General features: G+C 62.8%; 13 protein-coding genes. 6 read left to right on the top strand and 7 right to left on the bottom strand.

Annotation, left to right across the window (positions count from 1 at the left end):
• Positions 1–4: 4 nt before the first annotated feature.
• From IPM20_09240 to IPM20_09260, 5 genes are read right to left on the bottom strand one after another with little or no spacing between them, the layout of a single operon-like run.
• Positions 5–2266, bottom strand: coding sequence for a HAMP domain-containing protein (locus IPM20_09240; protein MBK9131798.1), 2262 nt, complete (start codon positions 2264–2266; stop codon positions 5–7).
• Complete coding sequence (locus tag IPM20_09245) at positions 2254–2844, bottom strand: DUF4390 domain-containing protein (GenBank protein MBK9131799.1); 591 nt, start codon at positions 2842–2844, stop codon at positions 2254–2256. The genes IPM20_09240 and IPM20_09245 overlap by 13 nt, the downstream gene beginning before the upstream one ends.
• A gap of 15 nt (positions 2845–2859) precedes the next feature.
• A complete protein-coding gene (rsmB, locus tag IPM20_09250; protein ID MBK9131800.1) occupies positions 2860–4167 on the bottom strand; it encodes a 16S rRNA (cytosine(967)-C(5))-methyltransferase RsmB in 1308 nt (435 codons plus the stop codon).
• A gap of 53 nt (positions 4168–4220) precedes the next feature.
• Positions 4221–5189 (bottom strand): methionyl-tRNA formyltransferase, encoded by a 969-nt coding sequence (locus tag IPM20_09255; protein ID MBK9131801.1) that lies wholly within the window; start codon positions 5187–5189, stop codon positions 4221–4223.
• A 39-nt stretch (positions 5190–5228) separates the two neighbouring features.
• A complete protein-coding gene (locus IPM20_09260) occupies positions 5229–5732 on the bottom strand; it encodes a peptide deformylase (GenBank protein ID MBK9131802.1) in 504 nt (167 codons plus the stop codon).
• A 144-nt stretch (positions 5733–5876) separates the two neighbouring features.
• Here IPM20_09260 and IPM20_09265 point away from each other — a divergent pair, with 144 nt between their 5' ends.
• From IPM20_09265 to topA, 4 genes are all read left to right on the top strand, one after another.
• A complete protein-coding gene (locus IPM20_09265; protein MBK9131803.1) occupies positions 5877–6944 on the top strand; it encodes a LysM peptidoglycan-binding domain-containing protein in 1068 nt (355 codons plus the stop codon).
• Positions 6945–6995: 51 nt separating this feature from the next.
• Positions 6996–8111: a DNA-protecting protein DprA gene (gene dprA / locus IPM20_09270; GenBank protein MBK9131804.1), complete on the top strand. Its 1116-nt coding sequence runs from the start codon at positions 6996–6998 to the stop codon at positions 8109–8111.
• Position 8112: 1 nt separating this feature from the next.
• Complete coding sequence (locus IPM20_09275; protein MBK9131805.1) at positions 8113–8595, top strand: DUF494 domain-containing protein; 483 nt, start codon at positions 8113–8115, stop codon at positions 8593–8595.
• 391 nt (positions 8596–8986) lie between these two features.
• Positions 8987–11296 (top strand): type I DNA topoisomerase, encoded by a 2310-nt coding sequence (gene topA / locus IPM20_09280; GenBank protein ID MBK9131806.1) that lies wholly within the window; start codon positions 8987–8989, stop codon positions 11294–11296.
• Here topA and IPM20_09285 read toward each other — a convergent pair.
• Positions 11287–12240 (bottom strand): CysB family HTH-type transcriptional regulator, encoded by a 954-nt coding sequence (locus tag IPM20_09285; GenBank protein MBK9131807.1) that lies wholly within the window; start codon positions 12238–12240, stop codon positions 11287–11289. The two genes, topA and IPM20_09285, sit on opposite strands and share 10 nt — an antisense overlap.
• A gap of 210 nt (positions 12241–12450) precedes the next feature.
• On the opposite strand from IPM20_09285, the gene IPM20_09290 reads away from it, so the two are divergent.
• Complete coding sequence (locus tag IPM20_09290; protein ID MBK9131808.1) at positions 12451–13236, top strand: sulfite exporter TauE/SafE family protein; 786 nt, start codon at positions 12451–12453, stop codon at positions 13234–13236.
• Positions 13237–13296: 60 nt separating this feature from the next.
• Positions 13297–15387 (top strand): nitrite/sulfite reductase, encoded by a 2091-nt coding sequence (locus tag IPM20_09295; protein MBK9131809.1) that lies wholly within the window; start codon positions 13297–13299, stop codon positions 15385–15387.
• Between the two features lie 228 nt (positions 15388–15615).
• Here the strand turns inward: IPM20_09295 and IPM20_09300 are convergent, their stop codons facing one another.
• Complete coding sequence (locus IPM20_09300; protein MBK9131810.1) at positions 15616–16035, bottom strand: acyl-CoA thioesterase; 420 nt, start codon at positions 16033–16035, stop codon at positions 15616–15618.
• Between the last annotated feature and the right edge of the window lies 1 nt (position 16036).

Genomic DNA, 16036 nt, shown 5'->3' on the forward strand with positions numbered 1-16036 from the left:
CTTGCTATGCCTTGTGTTCGCGCACCCCGGGCACAAACGGCGCTGGCGCGCCGCCCGTCCTTTCCTGAGTCATCGTGCCGGCGTCTCCCGCAGGCGCCATGTCCATGGGAAACCGGACGATGATGAGCGCGCCGCCTTCGCGGGCGTTTTCCGCCCAGACCATACCGCCATGCTCCTCCACGATCTTCTTCACCACCGCGAGCCCCAGGCCGCTGCCCTTGTGCTTGGTGGTGAAATACGGCTCGAAGTAGCGGCCGATCATCTCGGCGGGCAAACCCGGGCCGTTGTCCTGCACGCGCAGTTCGACGCTTTCGACGCCGCCGTCCGTAACGACGGCGGTACGTACGATGACGTGACATTCGCGTCCGTTCTCCGCCGCCTCGATCGAGTTCTTGATCAGATTGTGCAGCAGCTGGCGTATCCTGCCCGAATCGAGGCGCAGCAACGGCAGACCGGGATCGAGCTCCGCCTCGAAACGCGCCCCCCCGGCATCGCCGCGGTACAGGTCCAGCACCTCGCCGATGATGGTGTTGAGATCGAGCGGCCGCAGCTTGAGCTGCGGGCTGCGCGCATAATCAGAGAAGGCCTTGACCAGTTCCTGCATCACTTCGACCTGCTGCACGATGGTATGCGTGGAGCGGTCGAGCACCTCCGCGTCCTGCGGACTCATGTCTTTCAGGTATTTTCTGCGCAGGCGCTCCGCGGACAACCGGATCGGGGTAAGCGGATTCTTGATCTCGTGCGCGAGCCGGCGCGCCACCTCGCCCCAGGCGGCGTCACGCTGCGCCTGCACCAGGGCGGTCACATCCTCGACCACCAGCACATTTCCGGTCCAGCGGTGGCCATGGTCAGGCAGGGACGCCCCGCCGCACATCAATACCTGTTTTCCGGATGGACCGTACAGGATCACTTCCTTGCGCCAATCCGATTCGCCGGCGGCCAGATGCGGGCGGATCGTATCGATGAACGGCTTCAGATGCTCGTGATCCCGCGCCAGGGCGACCAGCGGACTGGCGATGCAATCCTTGGGGTCGACGCCGAGGATATGTCCGGCGGCCGCATTGGCCGTGCGGATGATGCGCTGCTTGTCCAGCGTCAGCACGCCGGAGGAGAGGCGCCCCAGCACCGCGCGCAGATAGGCGCGCTCGCTCTCGGCCTGCTGCTGGCTCTGGCGCGCCTCATCGCGCGCCTGCGCCAGCCGGCGCGTCATGTCGTTGAAGGACCTGACCAGGAATCCGAGCTCGTCGCTCGAATGCTGCGGCAGCTGGCGGTCATAGTCGCCGGCGGCGACCGCGCGCGTGCCGATCGCGAGCACCCGCACCGGCGCCACCAGGCGGCGCGCCGAGAAGAATGCCGCCCAGACCGCCGACAACAGGCTCAACAGCAGCACCAGCGACAGTGTCAGCATGAAACTGTACTTGAGCGGCTTGCGCAGGTAGGCAAGTTGCTTGTAGCGCGAGGAGGCGTCCTCGACGCTGGCGGTAAGCTCGTTGACGCGGCCGGAGACGGGATACATCGCCTGCAGCAGACGCTTGTCCAGCACCGGCCGCATGCCGGGAAGCTCGATCAGGATGCGCACATAGAGCTTGTCGTCGCCGACGGGATCGATGCTGATGTAGGTGTCGCCGCGCCGGGCCTGGCGCAGCACCGCGTCGGAAGGGAGATTCGGCATGATCGCGAGCGGATTGAGGCTGCTGAATCCGATCACACTGCCTGTCGCCGTCATGACGGTCAGCTCGTAGATGTCGTTCTGCGTGCGCAGATCGTTCAGCACGAGCGGCATCTGTTCGTCCGGCACCAGGGTGAGGTCGGCCTCGATCTGCTTGGTGCGACGCAGATATTCGCGTTTCCGCTCGTCGAGCGAGAGACGGCTGAGCTCGAGCGCGTCGTCGAAGGCCTTCTCGATCTGTACGTCGAACCAGCTGTCGATGCCGCGCTCGATGAACCCGAGCGAGAAATAATAGACCAGGGAGACGGGAACGAGGGCGAGGATCACGAACATCACCACCAGCCGCACCGTGAGCCGCGATCCTGCCGCCCCCTTGCGGTACTGTCGGATCAGTCGCGCCAGATTCGCCCCGATCAGGACGACCAGCGTCACCAGGCCGAGGATGTTGATGAGCAGAAGACTGAAGTAGAGGCGGCCGAACTCCTCGGAATTCTGCGTCGCGGCGCTCATCAGATACAGCGACACCAGCAGCAGGGCGAACAGCGCCAGGATCGGCACCACTCCCGAACTGAGCTGGCGCAGCCTCAGAGCGGCCATGAGTACCACTCGCTGTTCAGCTGCCAGTCCTTCGACACCAGCGCGAGCAGCCGCAGCGGTGTCGGCAACTGATCGACGTCGAGCTCCGCCATCAGGCGTCCGGTGTAGCGCGCGCCGTCTTCGAGCAGATTGCCGTCGATGACCGGCAGATCGACGATGGTGCCGAGCACCGTACGTGCGGCATCCAGGGAAGGGAAGATGTACTGGGAGCCGCTGTTGAGATTGCGCAGCATGTATTGCTGGCTGAGGGCATGGAAGCTGAGCTGATAGCGCTGCTCCAGGGCGGCGACCTTCTGGCTCCACAGGTAGTTGCGCTCCTGAAGGATTTCTATCCGCATCACCACGGTAAGCGGCACACCCTTTTGCATCGCCTCCAGCGCCGGCTGGCTGAAGCGGTACTCGATATTCGCCTGGAGATAATAGACGTCGTCCTTGAGCTCGGTATGCGCCTCGCGCACGATCACACCGGGCGCGGCGTCCTCGACCGCGAGGTCCTCCGTGGTCGCGTCATCCGCCGCCGCCAGGCCCATGCACAGCGACAACAGTACGATCGCGCCCCAGTGACGAGAAATGTTCATGAAGCCGCAGCAATGTCAGGCATGGGGAAGCTTGTCCATACACGCATAATAAAAACCGTCCATACCGTCCTCGCCGGGAAGGATCTGTCTCCCCGCGGATACCGCCCTCCCCCATCGCGCCTCCAGCCGCCGCGCGACCGCATCGGAATGCCGTGCCAGAAAACGGGCAATCTGTCCGTCATTTTCCTCGGGAATGATAGAACAAGTCGAATACAAGAGCACACCGCCCGCCTTCAGCATGGTCCACGCCGCCTCGAGCAGGCGTTCCTGCTGCGCGACCAGGGGCGCGATGTCCGTGTCCCGGCGCAGGCGCTTGATGTCCGGGTGCCGGCGGATCACGCCTGACCCCGAGCAGGGGGCATCGAGCAGGATGCGGTCGAACGGATGCCGGTCCCACCAGTCCTCGGGCGCACCGGCGTCGCCATTCACCAGCGTCGCGGCCAGATCGAGCCGCGCGAGGTTTTCCCGCACCCGCTGCAGGCGCGCCGCGTCCCGGTCCAGCGCGACCAGGGCCTCGAGTTCGGGTTGCCGTTCGAGGATGTGGGCCGTCTTGCCGCCCGGCGCTGCGCAGGCATCGAGGATACGCTCCCCGGGCCGGGCCGCAAGGAGTCCCGCCGCCAGCTGTGCGGCGGCATCCTGCACCGAGACCCGGCCCGTGGAAAAACCGGGCAGGCGTTCCACATCGACCGGCCGCTCGATCACCAGCGCCTCCGTGCCATGGGGATGAACGGCGGCGGCGATGCCCGCGGCCGCGAGCTCATGCAGATAATCGTCCCGCCCGCCACGGAGCCGATTGACGCGCAGACACATGGGCGGGCGCTCGTTGTTACTCTGGGCTATGCGCCGCCAGTCGTCAGGCCATGCCGCACGGATGCGATCGAACAGCCAGCGCGGATGCGCCAGCGCGGTCGCCTCGTCGCGATCCACCTGCGCGAGTATCGCCTGCCGCTCGCGCTGAAAGCGGCGCAGCACCGCGTTGACCAGGCCGCGCGCCCACGGCTTACCCAGGCCGACCACCAGGCTCACCGCCTCGTCCACCGCCGCATGCGGGGGGATTCGTGTATGGATCAGTTGATACAAGGCGGCGAGGATGACGCAGTGCAGATCGGTATCGCGCCCCTTCAGCGGCCTGCGCACCAGCACGGCAGCCACGGCCTCGAGCCGCGGCCACCAGCGCAACACCCCGTAGCAGAGATCCTGCGCCAGGGCGCGATCACGCGGATCCGCCACCTCCAGCAGCGCCGGGGGCAGACTGACGCCGAGGGAACGGCCGGCGGCGAATACCTCCACCAGCGCCGCGATCGCCGCGCTTCTGGCATCCATCCTTCACGCCCGCCTTGCCGCCGCACCGGCATGCTTCCGGATCGCGGCGCGCATCAGTCCGCCCGGTCCGCACCACCGAGAACGGTACCGACCGGGACGGCATGGGCATTGATGAAATCACCCGCCGGCATCGGGCGACCGCCCGCGAGCTGGATCTCGGTCAGGCGCAGTATGCCCGCGCCCGTCGCGACGTCGAGCCCTTCCCGGCCGGCGCGGACCAGGACGCCGGGACCGTCACCCGCGGTCGATTTTCCGGTGAGTGCATGGGCGCCCCAGACACGCAACCGCCCATGTGGCGGTAAAACGGTATAGGCCACCGGCCAGGGATTGAATGCGCGCACCCGCCGCTCCAGTTCCACGGCCGGTCGCGACCAGTCCAGCGCCGCCTCCGTCTTGTCGATCTTGGCGGCGTAGCAGGCCAGGGTCTCATCCTGCGGCACACCCGCGAGGCCTCCATCCGCGATGCGGCCGATCACGTCGATCAGCGCCCGCGCGCCAAGCACCGCCAGCCTGTCGTGCAGGCTCCCCGCCGTATCCTCCGGCCGGATGGGGCACTCATCCCGTTGCAGCATCACCCCGGTATCGAGGCCGCGGTCCATTTGGATGATGGTGACACCCGTCCCGGCATCACCCGCGAGCAGCGCGCGCTGGATCGGGGCGGCCCCGCGCCAGCGCGGAAGCAGCGAGGCATGGATGTTGATGCAACCGTGGCGCGGGATTTCGAGCACGGCCGCCGGCAGGATCAGGCCGTAGGCCACGACGACCATCAGGTCGGGCGCCAGCGCACGCAGGGTCTGTTGTATCCCCGCCTCCCGCAGGGATTCCGGCTGAAGGACGGTCAGACCGCGCCGGTTCGCCAACAGCTTGACCGGACTGGGCTGCGGCTTGCGGCCGCGTCCGGCGGGACGGTCCGGCTGCGTCAACACCGCGGAGACGGCGAAGCCCGCATCCAGCAGCGCCGCCAGCGGTACGGTCGCGAACTCGGGTGTGCCGGCGAAGACGATGTTCATGCCGTGCTTCATGAGGGCTGCAAGAGGGAGTAAAGTGAACGGGCGCCGCGCCTACAGGGTGCGGCGCCGATATTTTTCCAGTTTCTTCTTGATCCGCTGCCGTTTCATCTCGGTGAGATAATCCACGAACAGCTTGCCCTCCAGATGATCCATTTCATGCTGGATGCATACGGCGAGCAGACCATCCGCCCTCATCTCGTACGACTGTCCGTCCCGTCCGAGGGTCTGGACCCGGATGGCGGCCGCTCGTTCCACCGTATCGTAGATGCCGGGGACCGACAGACACCCCTCTTCCATGACCTCGTTCCCTTCGCGTTCCAGAATGACCGGATTGATCAGGCACACGGGCGCATCGCGCGCCTCACTGATATCTATGACGATCAAACGCTTGCTTACATTGACCTGCGGTGCGGCAAGGCCGATCCCGGGGGCGTCGTACATGGTCTCCAGCATATCGTCGACCAGCTGGCGAATCGCGTCGTCCACCTGCGTGACCGGCTCGGCCTGAACCCGCAGACGGGGGTCTGGATAATGCAAAATGTGAAGTATTGCCATGTGATATCACCCGGAACCGCTGAGAAATCCATAGTTTCCTGCGACCGGTGTCTTAATATCCGCCCACGCGCGCCGATAACTACGGTACTTGGTGTAATATGCCCGCTGTTCCACAACCTGTGATGATTTAACAAGGCAAGTCAGATGTCAAACAAACGCCTGTTTTTGCGATTGATACTTCCGATTGCGCTGGTCTTCAGCGCAAATCTGCCGGCTGATGCCCTGAAGCTGGCCCCCGATCATCCGGATGAATACGTGGTCGTCAAAGGTGATACCCTGTGGGACATTTCCTCACGCTTCCTGCAGGACCCCTGGCTTTGGCCCGAGATCTGGCAGATCAATCCCGCCATACAGAATCCTCATCTGATTTACCCGGGCGACATCATACGCCTGAAATATATCGATGGAAAACCGGTGCTTACCGTTCAGCGCGGCGACGAGCATGCCGGGCTTCCGACTGTAAAGCTGTCGCCGGGCGCGCGCTATTCCTCGCTCGAGACCGCCATCCCCACCATTCCGGTCGATGCAATCAAACAGTTCCTGCTGCACCCCCGCATCGTCAGTGACGGGGAACTGGAAGCGAGTCCGTATATCGTTGCCACGGCGGATGACCATGTGATCAGCGGATCCGGCGACAAGGTCTATGTGCGCGGCCTGGATCCCGATACCGATCAGCACTCCTATAATATTGTGCGCAAGGGCAAGGTCTACCGTGACCCGGAGAATCCCAAGCACGTCCTCGGCATCGAGGCGATCGACGTCGGGGATGCGGATCTCACCGCGACCGGCGACCCCAGCACCCTCGTGATACGCAAAGCTAATCGTGAGGTACTGAAGGGCGATCGCCTGCTCCCGCCGCTGGAGGAGGAACCGGATCAGCACTTTACCCCGCGCGCGCCGCAGGACCGCGTGGAAGGCCAGATCATATCAGTGCTCGACGGTGTCTCCCGCATTGGACGTCTGCAGACCGTGGTCATCAACCGCGGCAAGGCTGACGGCCTGGAGCGGGGACATGTGCTGGCGGTCTACCGGACCGGCGACGAGGTGCGGGATACTGTCGGCGACGTCAAGCGCGCGGACCGCATCGTGAAACTGCCTAATGAACGCGCCGGCACATTGATGATCGTGCGCCTGTTCGATAATATCAGCTATGCGCTCGTCATGGAGGCGACGCGCGATCTGCGTATACTGGATACCGTAGAAAATCCCTGACGAGGATCGTCGGGGCACAAGGATGGACACCGGCGCTCCGGCGCCGCCGACATGGATGAGATTGCCTACTGGCTCGCCTTGCTGCGCGCGCCGGGCGTCGGCCCGGCGCGTTTTCACGAGCTGCTGCGCCACTTTCCCTCGCCGCGCGCGATCTTTCAGACACCACCGCGCGAACTCGCCGCCACCGGACGAATCGCGCCCGAGACGGTCCGCTATCTCGAAAACCCGGCCTGGCCCGACGTGGAAAGGGACCTGCGCTGGCTCACCCTGCCCGGACATCATGCGCTGACCCTGCACTCGCCGGAGTATCCGCCATGGCTGCGGGAGATTCACACCCCGCCCCCGATCCTTCACGTGCTGGGGGACACCTCCTGCCTGTCAAACCCCCAGATCGCCGTGGTGGGCAGCCGCAATCCGACCCCGGCGGGACTCGAGCTCGCGCATGACTTCTCCGTCGATCTCGTCCGTCACGGTTTTGCCGTGACCAGCGGGCTGGCCGCCGGCATCGATGCCGCCGCCCACCGTGGCGCACTGGCGGCAGAGGGGATCACTATTGCCGTGGCCGGAACCGGCCTGGACCGGGTATATCCGGCACGCCATGAAAAACTTGCCGCCGAGATTCAACGCACCGGCGCCGTGGTTTCGGAATTTCCGCTTGGCAGTCCGCCGCTGCCGGAATCGTTTCCGCGCAGAAATCGCATCATCAGCGGACTCAGCCGCGGAACCCTGGTCGTCGAGGCCGCGCTTCACAGCGGATCTCTGATCACCGCCCGGGCCGCGCTGGAACAGGGACGCGAGGTATTCGCAATCCCCGGCTCGATCCACAACCCCTGCGCGCGCGGCTGCCACGCGCTCATCCGGCAGGGGGCCAAGCTGGTCGAGAGCATTCATGATATTCTGGAGGAGCTGCATTCCGCGACCGTGGCGGAACGGCCCTTGCCTCAGGATGACACGGGACCGGATGCAATGACGAATTCGCGCCTGGATGAAACAATGGCTGCCGTTCTCAGTCAAATAGATTATGCCCCGACGGCGATTGATACCCTTATCGCGCGCACCCATCTCCCCAGCGAGCAGCTGTGCCCAATCTTGCTGGAGCTGGAAATGACCGGTCATGTCCATACAGCGCCCGGAGGGGCTTATCTGCGACGAAGTGAAAGGAAATGATATGAAAGAAAACACGTTCGATGTCCTCATGTATCTGTTCGAGCATTGCCTCGATGAGGATCGCTCCGTCGAACAGGATGAATCCGCCCTCAAGGGTATGCTGCGCAGTGCCGGTTTCGCCCAGACGGAAATCAACAAGGCGTTCCTCTGGCTGGAAAATCTCTCACAGTCACATGATGTTGCCGACAGTCACGACGCCGTCGCGGCCGATGGATCGTTGCGCGTCTATGCCAGCGCTGAAATGGCGAAACTGGACCGGGATTGCCGCGGTTTCCTCCATGCCCTGGAGACGCACCAGATCATTGACGCGACAGCGCGCGAGACCATTATCGAGCGCGCCATGGCGCTCGAGCTCGACGAATTCAACCTCGAACGCTTCAAATGGATCGTGATGATGGTGCTGGCCAATCAGCCGGGAAAGGAACAGGCACATCTCTGGCTCGAGACCCTGATCTTCGACCGCAACAGCGATTGCATGCACTGACTCCACGCGTATGCACTGACCCGACCAATTTTCCTACCGGCGTTGCGGGAGCGGGCCTCGCGCTCACCAATTCACCAATCCAATCAAGGCACAATCCGTCTCCGCGTGCCCCGGGAGCGGCGCCGGCCTGAACCATTGGACGATCCACGCAGTCCTAATTCATGAGCTGAATCCGGGACGTTCGGGAACGCAATGCCCGACTCCGTCAGGGGTTTAAGATTTTCAAGCGGTGACCGAAACAGCTTTGACAGTCGGTGGATCACGCCTCTAATATAGGCGCGTTTTTCTCGCCGCAACGGTCAGCACGCGATGTTTCCGCTGTGAAATACTGCGGATTGACGGCTCAACAGCTACTGGTGCATCACGGACAATCGAGGATTCGAACGCGTCGATGAGCAAGCATCTCGTCATCGTGGAATCGCCAGCCAAGGCGAAGACGCTGAAAAAGTATCTGGGCAAGGACTTCAATGTCTTCGCCTCGTACGGCCACGTGCGCGATCTGCTCCCCAAGGAAGGCGCGGTCGATCCCGAACACGATTTTTCGATGAAGTACCAGCTCATCGAAAAAAACCAGAAACACATCGATGTCATCCGCAAAAACCTGAAAGGTGCGGAAACGCTGTATCTCGCCACCGACCCGGATCGCGAAGGCGAGGCGATCTCCTGGCATCTGTATGAGATCCTGCGCCAGGATGCGGCGCTGCGCGACAAACCGGTGCACCGCATCGTCTTTCATGAAATTACCAAAAACGCGGTACAGGAGGCGATCCGCCATCCGCGCGACATCTCCATGAACCTCGTCAACGCGCAACAGGCGCGCCGCGCGCTGGACTATCTGGTCGGCTTCAACCTTTCGCCCCTGCTATGGAAAAAGATCCGGCGCGGACTCTCCGCCGGACGCGTGCAGAGCCCCGCCCTGCGCATGATCGTCGAGCGCGAACTGGAGATCGAAAGCTTCAAACCGCGTGAATACTGGACCATCGAGGCCGAGAATTCCAAGGGCAAGGAACGCTTCCGTGCGAAGCTCACCCATTACCGCGGCAAGAAGCTCAATCAATTCAGCATCACCGAAGAAAAGGATGCGAGGGAAACCGAGGCCACGCTGCAAAAATCCGCCAATGGACAGCTGACGGTCATCCAGGTCGAGAGGAAACAGCGCAAGCGCAATGCCGCCGCCCCGTTCATAACCTCTACCCTGCAGCAGGAAGCGGCACGCAAGCTCGGCTTCACAGCTCAACGCACCATGCGCACCGCGCAGCAGCTCTACGAAGGTATCGACACCGGCCAGGGCGCCACAGGCCTGATCAGTTACATGCGTACTGATTCGGTCAATCTGGCCAACGAAGCGGTGGAAGAGATACGCCGGCTCATCGCCGAACGCTTCGGCCAGGACAAGCTGCCTAACCAGCTGCAGGTCTACAAAACCAAGGCCAAGAACGCGCAGGAGGCCCATGAAGCCATCCGCCCGACCTCGGTCTACACCGACCCGGATTCGATCAAGGAGCATTTGAGCGCTGACCAGTACAAGCTCTACCGGCTCATCTGGCAACGCACTGTTGCCTGCCAGATGATCCACGCGACCATCAATACCGTCGGGGTGGATCTCGAGGCCGGCAAGGGCAACGTATTCCGGGCCACCGGTTCGACTATTGTCGACCCCGGCTTCATGAGCGTTTACCAGGAAGACACCGACGACGGAAAGGACGGCGAGGAACAGAATTTCTTGCCCGACCTGTCCATGGGCGAGACGGTTAAACTCGAGGCCATCCATACCGATCAGCACTTCACCGAACCGCCGCCGCGCTATACCGAGGCCAGCCTGATCAAGGCGCTGGAGGAATATGGCATAGGACGGCCGTCCACCTACGCGGCGATTATTGCGACGCTGCAGCAGCGCGAATATGTGGTGCTAGACAAGAAACGCTTCCAACCCACCGATGTCGGCCGGATCGTCAACAAGTTCCTGACCGATCATTTCTCGCGCTACGTCGATTACGAGTTTACCGCCAAGCTCGAGGACGAACTGGACGCCGTGTCGCGCGGGGAAGAGGAATGGATCCCGCTGATGCGCTCCTTCTGGCAACCGTTCAAGCACCTGGTCGACGACAAGGAGAAATCCGTACAGCGCAAGGACGTCACCCAGGAAGCACTCGACGAACAGTGCCCCAAGTGCGGCAAACCGCTCTCCATCCGCCTCGGCAAACGCGGCCGCTTCATCGGCTGCACGGGCTTCCCCGACTGCGACTATACGCGCAACCTCGGCGACAACGAGGAGAACAGCGGACCGGAACTGGTCGAGGGACGCACCTGCCCCACATGCAGTGGCGCCCTGATCGTGCGCAATGGCCCCTACGGCAAGTTCATCGGATGCAGCAATTATCCCAAGTGCAAATACATCGAACCGCTGATCAAGCCATCCGATACCCAGGTCAGTTGCCCCAAGTGCCACCAGGGCAACATGCTGCAGCGCCGCTCACGGCGCGGCAAGACGTTCTATTCCTGCTCCCGCTACCCGGCCTGCGATTACGCGGTGTGGAACGAGCCAGTCGCGACTCCATGCCCGAATTGCGCCTGGCCCATCCTGACGATCAAGACCACCAAGAAGAACGGCGCTGAACTCGTGTGCCCGCAGAAAGACTGCGGCCATAGCGAACCCTACGAAGAACAGACGGAACAGCCACGCCGCGCCGCTCAGGGCTGAGCGGTCTTGCGCGAACGCGCCGGCTGACCTGCCATCGCCCTGTCCACGGCGCTTCGATCAAGCTGCGGCGCGAACAACTCGATGAACGCGTACATATAGCCTCGCAGGTGGCTGCCGCGCCTGACCCCAAGGCGCGTGATACACGGCTCGAACAGGTGGCTCGCCTCAAGCATGCGCAGATGGATATCACGCTCCGGATCGAATGCCATCTGCGCCATCAGCCCGATGCCCAGCCCGATCTCGACATAGGTCTTGATGACGTCGGAATCGATCGCCGAAAATACCACATTCGGCCGCAGGCCGGCGCGCTCGAACGCCTCGTTGATCTTGGCGCGCCCGGCGAAGGAAAAATCGTAGGTTACGATCGGGTATTCGGCGATCTTCTCCAGCGTCAGAGGCGTATCGCGCAGGATGGGCAACCCCGGTGGCGCGATCACGCAATGGTGCCATTCATAACACGGCATCACCACCAGATCCTCGAACTGGTCCATTGCCTCGGTAGCGACGGCGATATCGGCAACGCCCGAGGCCGCCAGCTGGGCAATCTGAGTCGGATTGCCCTGATGCAGATGCAGCCGCACATCGGGGTAACGCTCGGTAAAGATCTTGATCACCCGCGGCAGGGCGTAGCGCGCCTGGGTATGGGTGGTCGCGATCGAGAGGCTGCCGGTCGCGTCACTGGTGTATTCATACCCGACTTGCTTGATGTGCTCGAGATCGCGCAGTACCCGCTCCGCCATCGCCAGCACTGCGCGTCCGGGTTGCGTTATGCCCACCAGACGCTTCCCGTTACGCTCAAAGATCTGGACGTTCAACTCCTGCTCCAGCTGACGGATCTGATTGCTGATCCCGGGCTGGGCGGTATGCAGGGCATTCGCGGCGGCGGAAATATTCAGGCCACAACGTGCCACCTCGCGCAGATAACGCAATTGCTGAATATTCATGCCGGCACCATATATACAAATTTGTTATATAAATATAATACATCATTATTTTTTTGAATATAGATTGAGTGTTATAGTTTTTTCGCTCGATCAACCTTGCCGCCTCATCATGTCGTTCTGAAGCTGAACCTGGGTTATCGTGCAACTACCTGAGTTTATTAAGATAAAGCGCTTGAGTCTGGCGCCTGACCGGAACAGACGGGTGGCACGATGGACACACTGGCCTTCATCCTGACCGGATTTGGAGTCGGCACCTTGGTCGGACTGACCGGCGTAGGGGGCGGCTCATTGATGACGCCGCTGCTCATATTCGTTTTCGGGATCGCGCCGGTAACGGCCGTAGGCACGGACCTCCTGTTTGCCTCCATCACCAAGGCAACCGGGGTATGGCATCACCGGCGCGCAAAAAATATCCGCTGGAATATCACGGGGTTGATGCTCGCGGGGAGTCTGCCCACCTCGATGCTGGTGGTGTACTATATGGAGCGGTTTACGCCCTCGACAACAGAGCTCAATCTGATCATACACGTCGGACTGGGCGTGGCCCTGATCCTGACCGCGCTTTCCCTGTTGTTCAAGACGGGCGTACAGGGACTGGGGCGCAGGATCCAGAGATGGCTCCCGAACTGGAGATCCTTGCGGCCTGCCGCGACGGTCGGCGCCGGGGTCGTGCTGGGGATACTGGTGCCGATATCCTCGATCGGTGCTGGGGCGCTGGGCGCCGCGATGCTGCTGTTTCTTTATCCCAGCCTGCCGACGCGCGCCATCGTGGGAACGGACATCGCCCATGCCGTGCCGCTGACTCTGGTGGCTGGGCTGGGGCATATGCACATGGGAACCGTAGATTTCGCGATGCTGTCCATCCTGCTGATCGGCTCCCTGCCGGGCATCTATCTGGGCAGCCGTCTGGCATCAGTAGTCCCCGAACACGTGATTCGGCCGCTGCTCGCAAGCATGCTGATCCTGATCGGGGCGAAATTCATGTTCGCCGCCTGAGGGATCGGGACGGCCTGGTTAAACACGGTAATGTAACGCTACAGCGCAGGAGAAGTAGGCATGAGTACGTCGCAGACATTGGTCAACCATGAAGAGCTCGATCGTTTCGAAGAAAGTGTGCACGCCTTTCTGAACAACGAGATCGACGCCGAGCGATTCCAGTCGATGCGACTGCAGCAAGGGGTGTACGGACAACGCCAGGAAGGCGTCAACATGGTCCGCGTCAAGATCCCCGGCGGGCGTATGACGCCGGCGCAGCTGGATCGGATTGCGGACGTGCTCGAGACCTGTTCGGAGCACAGCGTTGCGCACATCACCACGCGCCAGGATATTCAGATCCACTATGTACCGCTGGAGCGGTCACCGCGTGCCCTGCGCGACCTGGCCCAGTCCGGCCTGACCACGCGCGAGGCCTGCAACAACACCGTACGCAATGTCACCTGCTGCCCGCTCGCGAGCGTATGCCCGCGCGAGCGGGTGGATATCGCGGAGTTTCAGGATGACGCCATGCGTTATTTCCTCCGTCACCCGCTCACGCAGCACCTGCCGCGCAAGTTCAAGATCAGCTTCTCCGGCTGCGAGGCCGACTGCGCCCAGGGCATGCTGCATGACCTCGCCGTCATCGCAGTGAAACAGGATGGCCGCTTCGGTTTCAAGCTTCTGGCGGGCGGCGGCCTAGGCCACAAACCGCGCCATGCGGTCACAGTGGAAGAATTCATTCCCGAGGCGGACCTGATCCCGTGCATGGAAGCGGTGATCTCGCTGCACAACCGTTATTCCAATCGCAAGCAGCGCGCCAAATCCCGCATCAAGTTCCTGGTTGACCGCTTCGGTCCGGAAGGCTTTATCGAGAAGTACCGGGAAGAGCTGGCGCGCACCCGCGTCGCGCTCGCCGGCAAACCCCACCTCAGGGGCAATTGGCGGGACGGCGAGGCGGTCGAGGGATGCACCAGCCCCGGCGCGCCGCGCAAGGTCCTGCCGCAGAAACAAGCCGGGCTGAACATCTTTCCGATCGGGGTACCAATCGGCGATCTGACCGGACCGCAGATGCACGGCATCGCCGCGCTCATGAACAAGCTGAACCTGTCCGATGTCCGTACCACCCAGGATCAGAACCTGATTCTGGTCGGCGTACCGGACGGACAGGTCACAGTACTGCGTGAGGGCCTCGCAGCATTGGGTCTGGCCGAACCCATAACGGGCGATGACGTCGTGGCCTGCCCTGGCACCTCGACCTGCCGCCTCGGCATCACCGCCTCGAAGAAGATCGGCGCCAAGATCAGCGGCGGCGAGCATGATCTGCGCATCCGCGCCAGCGGATGCCACAATGGTTGCGCCCAGCCGGAAACCGGCGATATCGGCATCTACGGCGAGGGCCGGCGCGTCCATGGCAAGCTCGTCCCGCACTACCAGATGTATCTGGGCGGTGACGGCCGCCACGGTGGTGGCCTCGCGATCAAGGGGCCGTCGATCCCGTCCGCGCGTATCCAGCAGGCGATTGAGCGCGTACAGCAGACCTATGCAAAGGAGCGCGGCAACGGTGAATCCTTCTTTGCCTGGTCGCATCGGCAAGAGGGAAACTACTTCGCCGGTTTGCTTAACGATATCAGCACCGTGGCGCCGGAGGAGATCGCCACCGTGCTGCGTGACCATGGCGACGAGGGCGCGTTCAAGGTCGAGCAGTTCGGTGGCGGTGAATGCGCCGGCGCGGCCCAGGAAACGGTCGCGGCGAATTTCGCCGAGGCGGCGAACGAACGCAACTATCGCAACGGCTTCTTCTTGCAGCGCAAATACGAGGAGTCGATCGAGTGTGCTCAGGCCATCGGCCGTCTGGTCGGGCAGTCGCTGTTGTTCCTGGCAGGGCAACCCGCCGGCGCGGAACTCGGTGAGATCGGCCGCCAGCTGTCGGTCTCCCTGCCGGCCAAGGCGGACCTCGGCCATCACCTGCTCGATTTCGCGACACGACTGGACGCACTGAAGGAAGATTTCGACGAGGCCGCCTACAAGGCGTTGAATCAGGAGATGGATCAATGGACCGCCGCATCCGCCGCGGTCTGCCAGGACATCGACCGTCAGCTCGACCTGAGCGCCTCCATGCCGGCCGTCGTGGTCGCCACGGCGGAAAAAAAAACTCTGAGGGCATCGATCTGACGGCCTTCGGCTGCCCCCTGCACTACGTCAAGGCGCGCAACGAGCTGCGCCGTATCCCGGCGGGGACCACGGCCGGGTTCCTGTTCGGCAGCGAGAAGCTGGCGCAACAGGCCGCGGAAAGCCTGCGCAAGGACGGGCACGAGATCCTGTCCGTGAAATCACGCGGCGTCGGGGTGCTCGTCAATCTGCGCAAGACCGGGACGGCCGGACCGGATCACGCCGCGGCGGTCAATTAACATCGCCCGCGCCCCGGTCGACGGGGCGCGGTTTCCGATCCGAATCGATGGCGACGTAGGTCAATGTCGCCTCGGTGACCTTGATGGCCTCCTCGATTCCGCGGCCGCGTTCCGCATACACCTCGACGCGTACCGTCAGCGAGGTACGGCCCACGCGCGCCACCTCCGCGTAACAGCTGATCAGATCGCCGACGAAGACCGGCTTGTGGAACTGGAAGGAATTGACGGCCACCGTCACCACGCGGCCGCTGGCGCGGCGATAGGCGGCGATGCTCCCGGCGATGTCGACCTGGGACATGATCCAGCCGCCGAAGATGTCACCCGCCGCATTGGTGTCGGTCGGCATGGCCAGCACGCGCACCGTAGGCTGGCGTCCCTCCGGAAAACAATCCGAAACCGCGTCCTCAGTCATT

This window comes from Gammaproteobacteria bacterium (genome assembly GCA_016716465.1).
GTDB lineage: Bacteria > Pseudomonadota > Gammaproteobacteria > SZUA-140 > SZUA-140 > JADJWH01.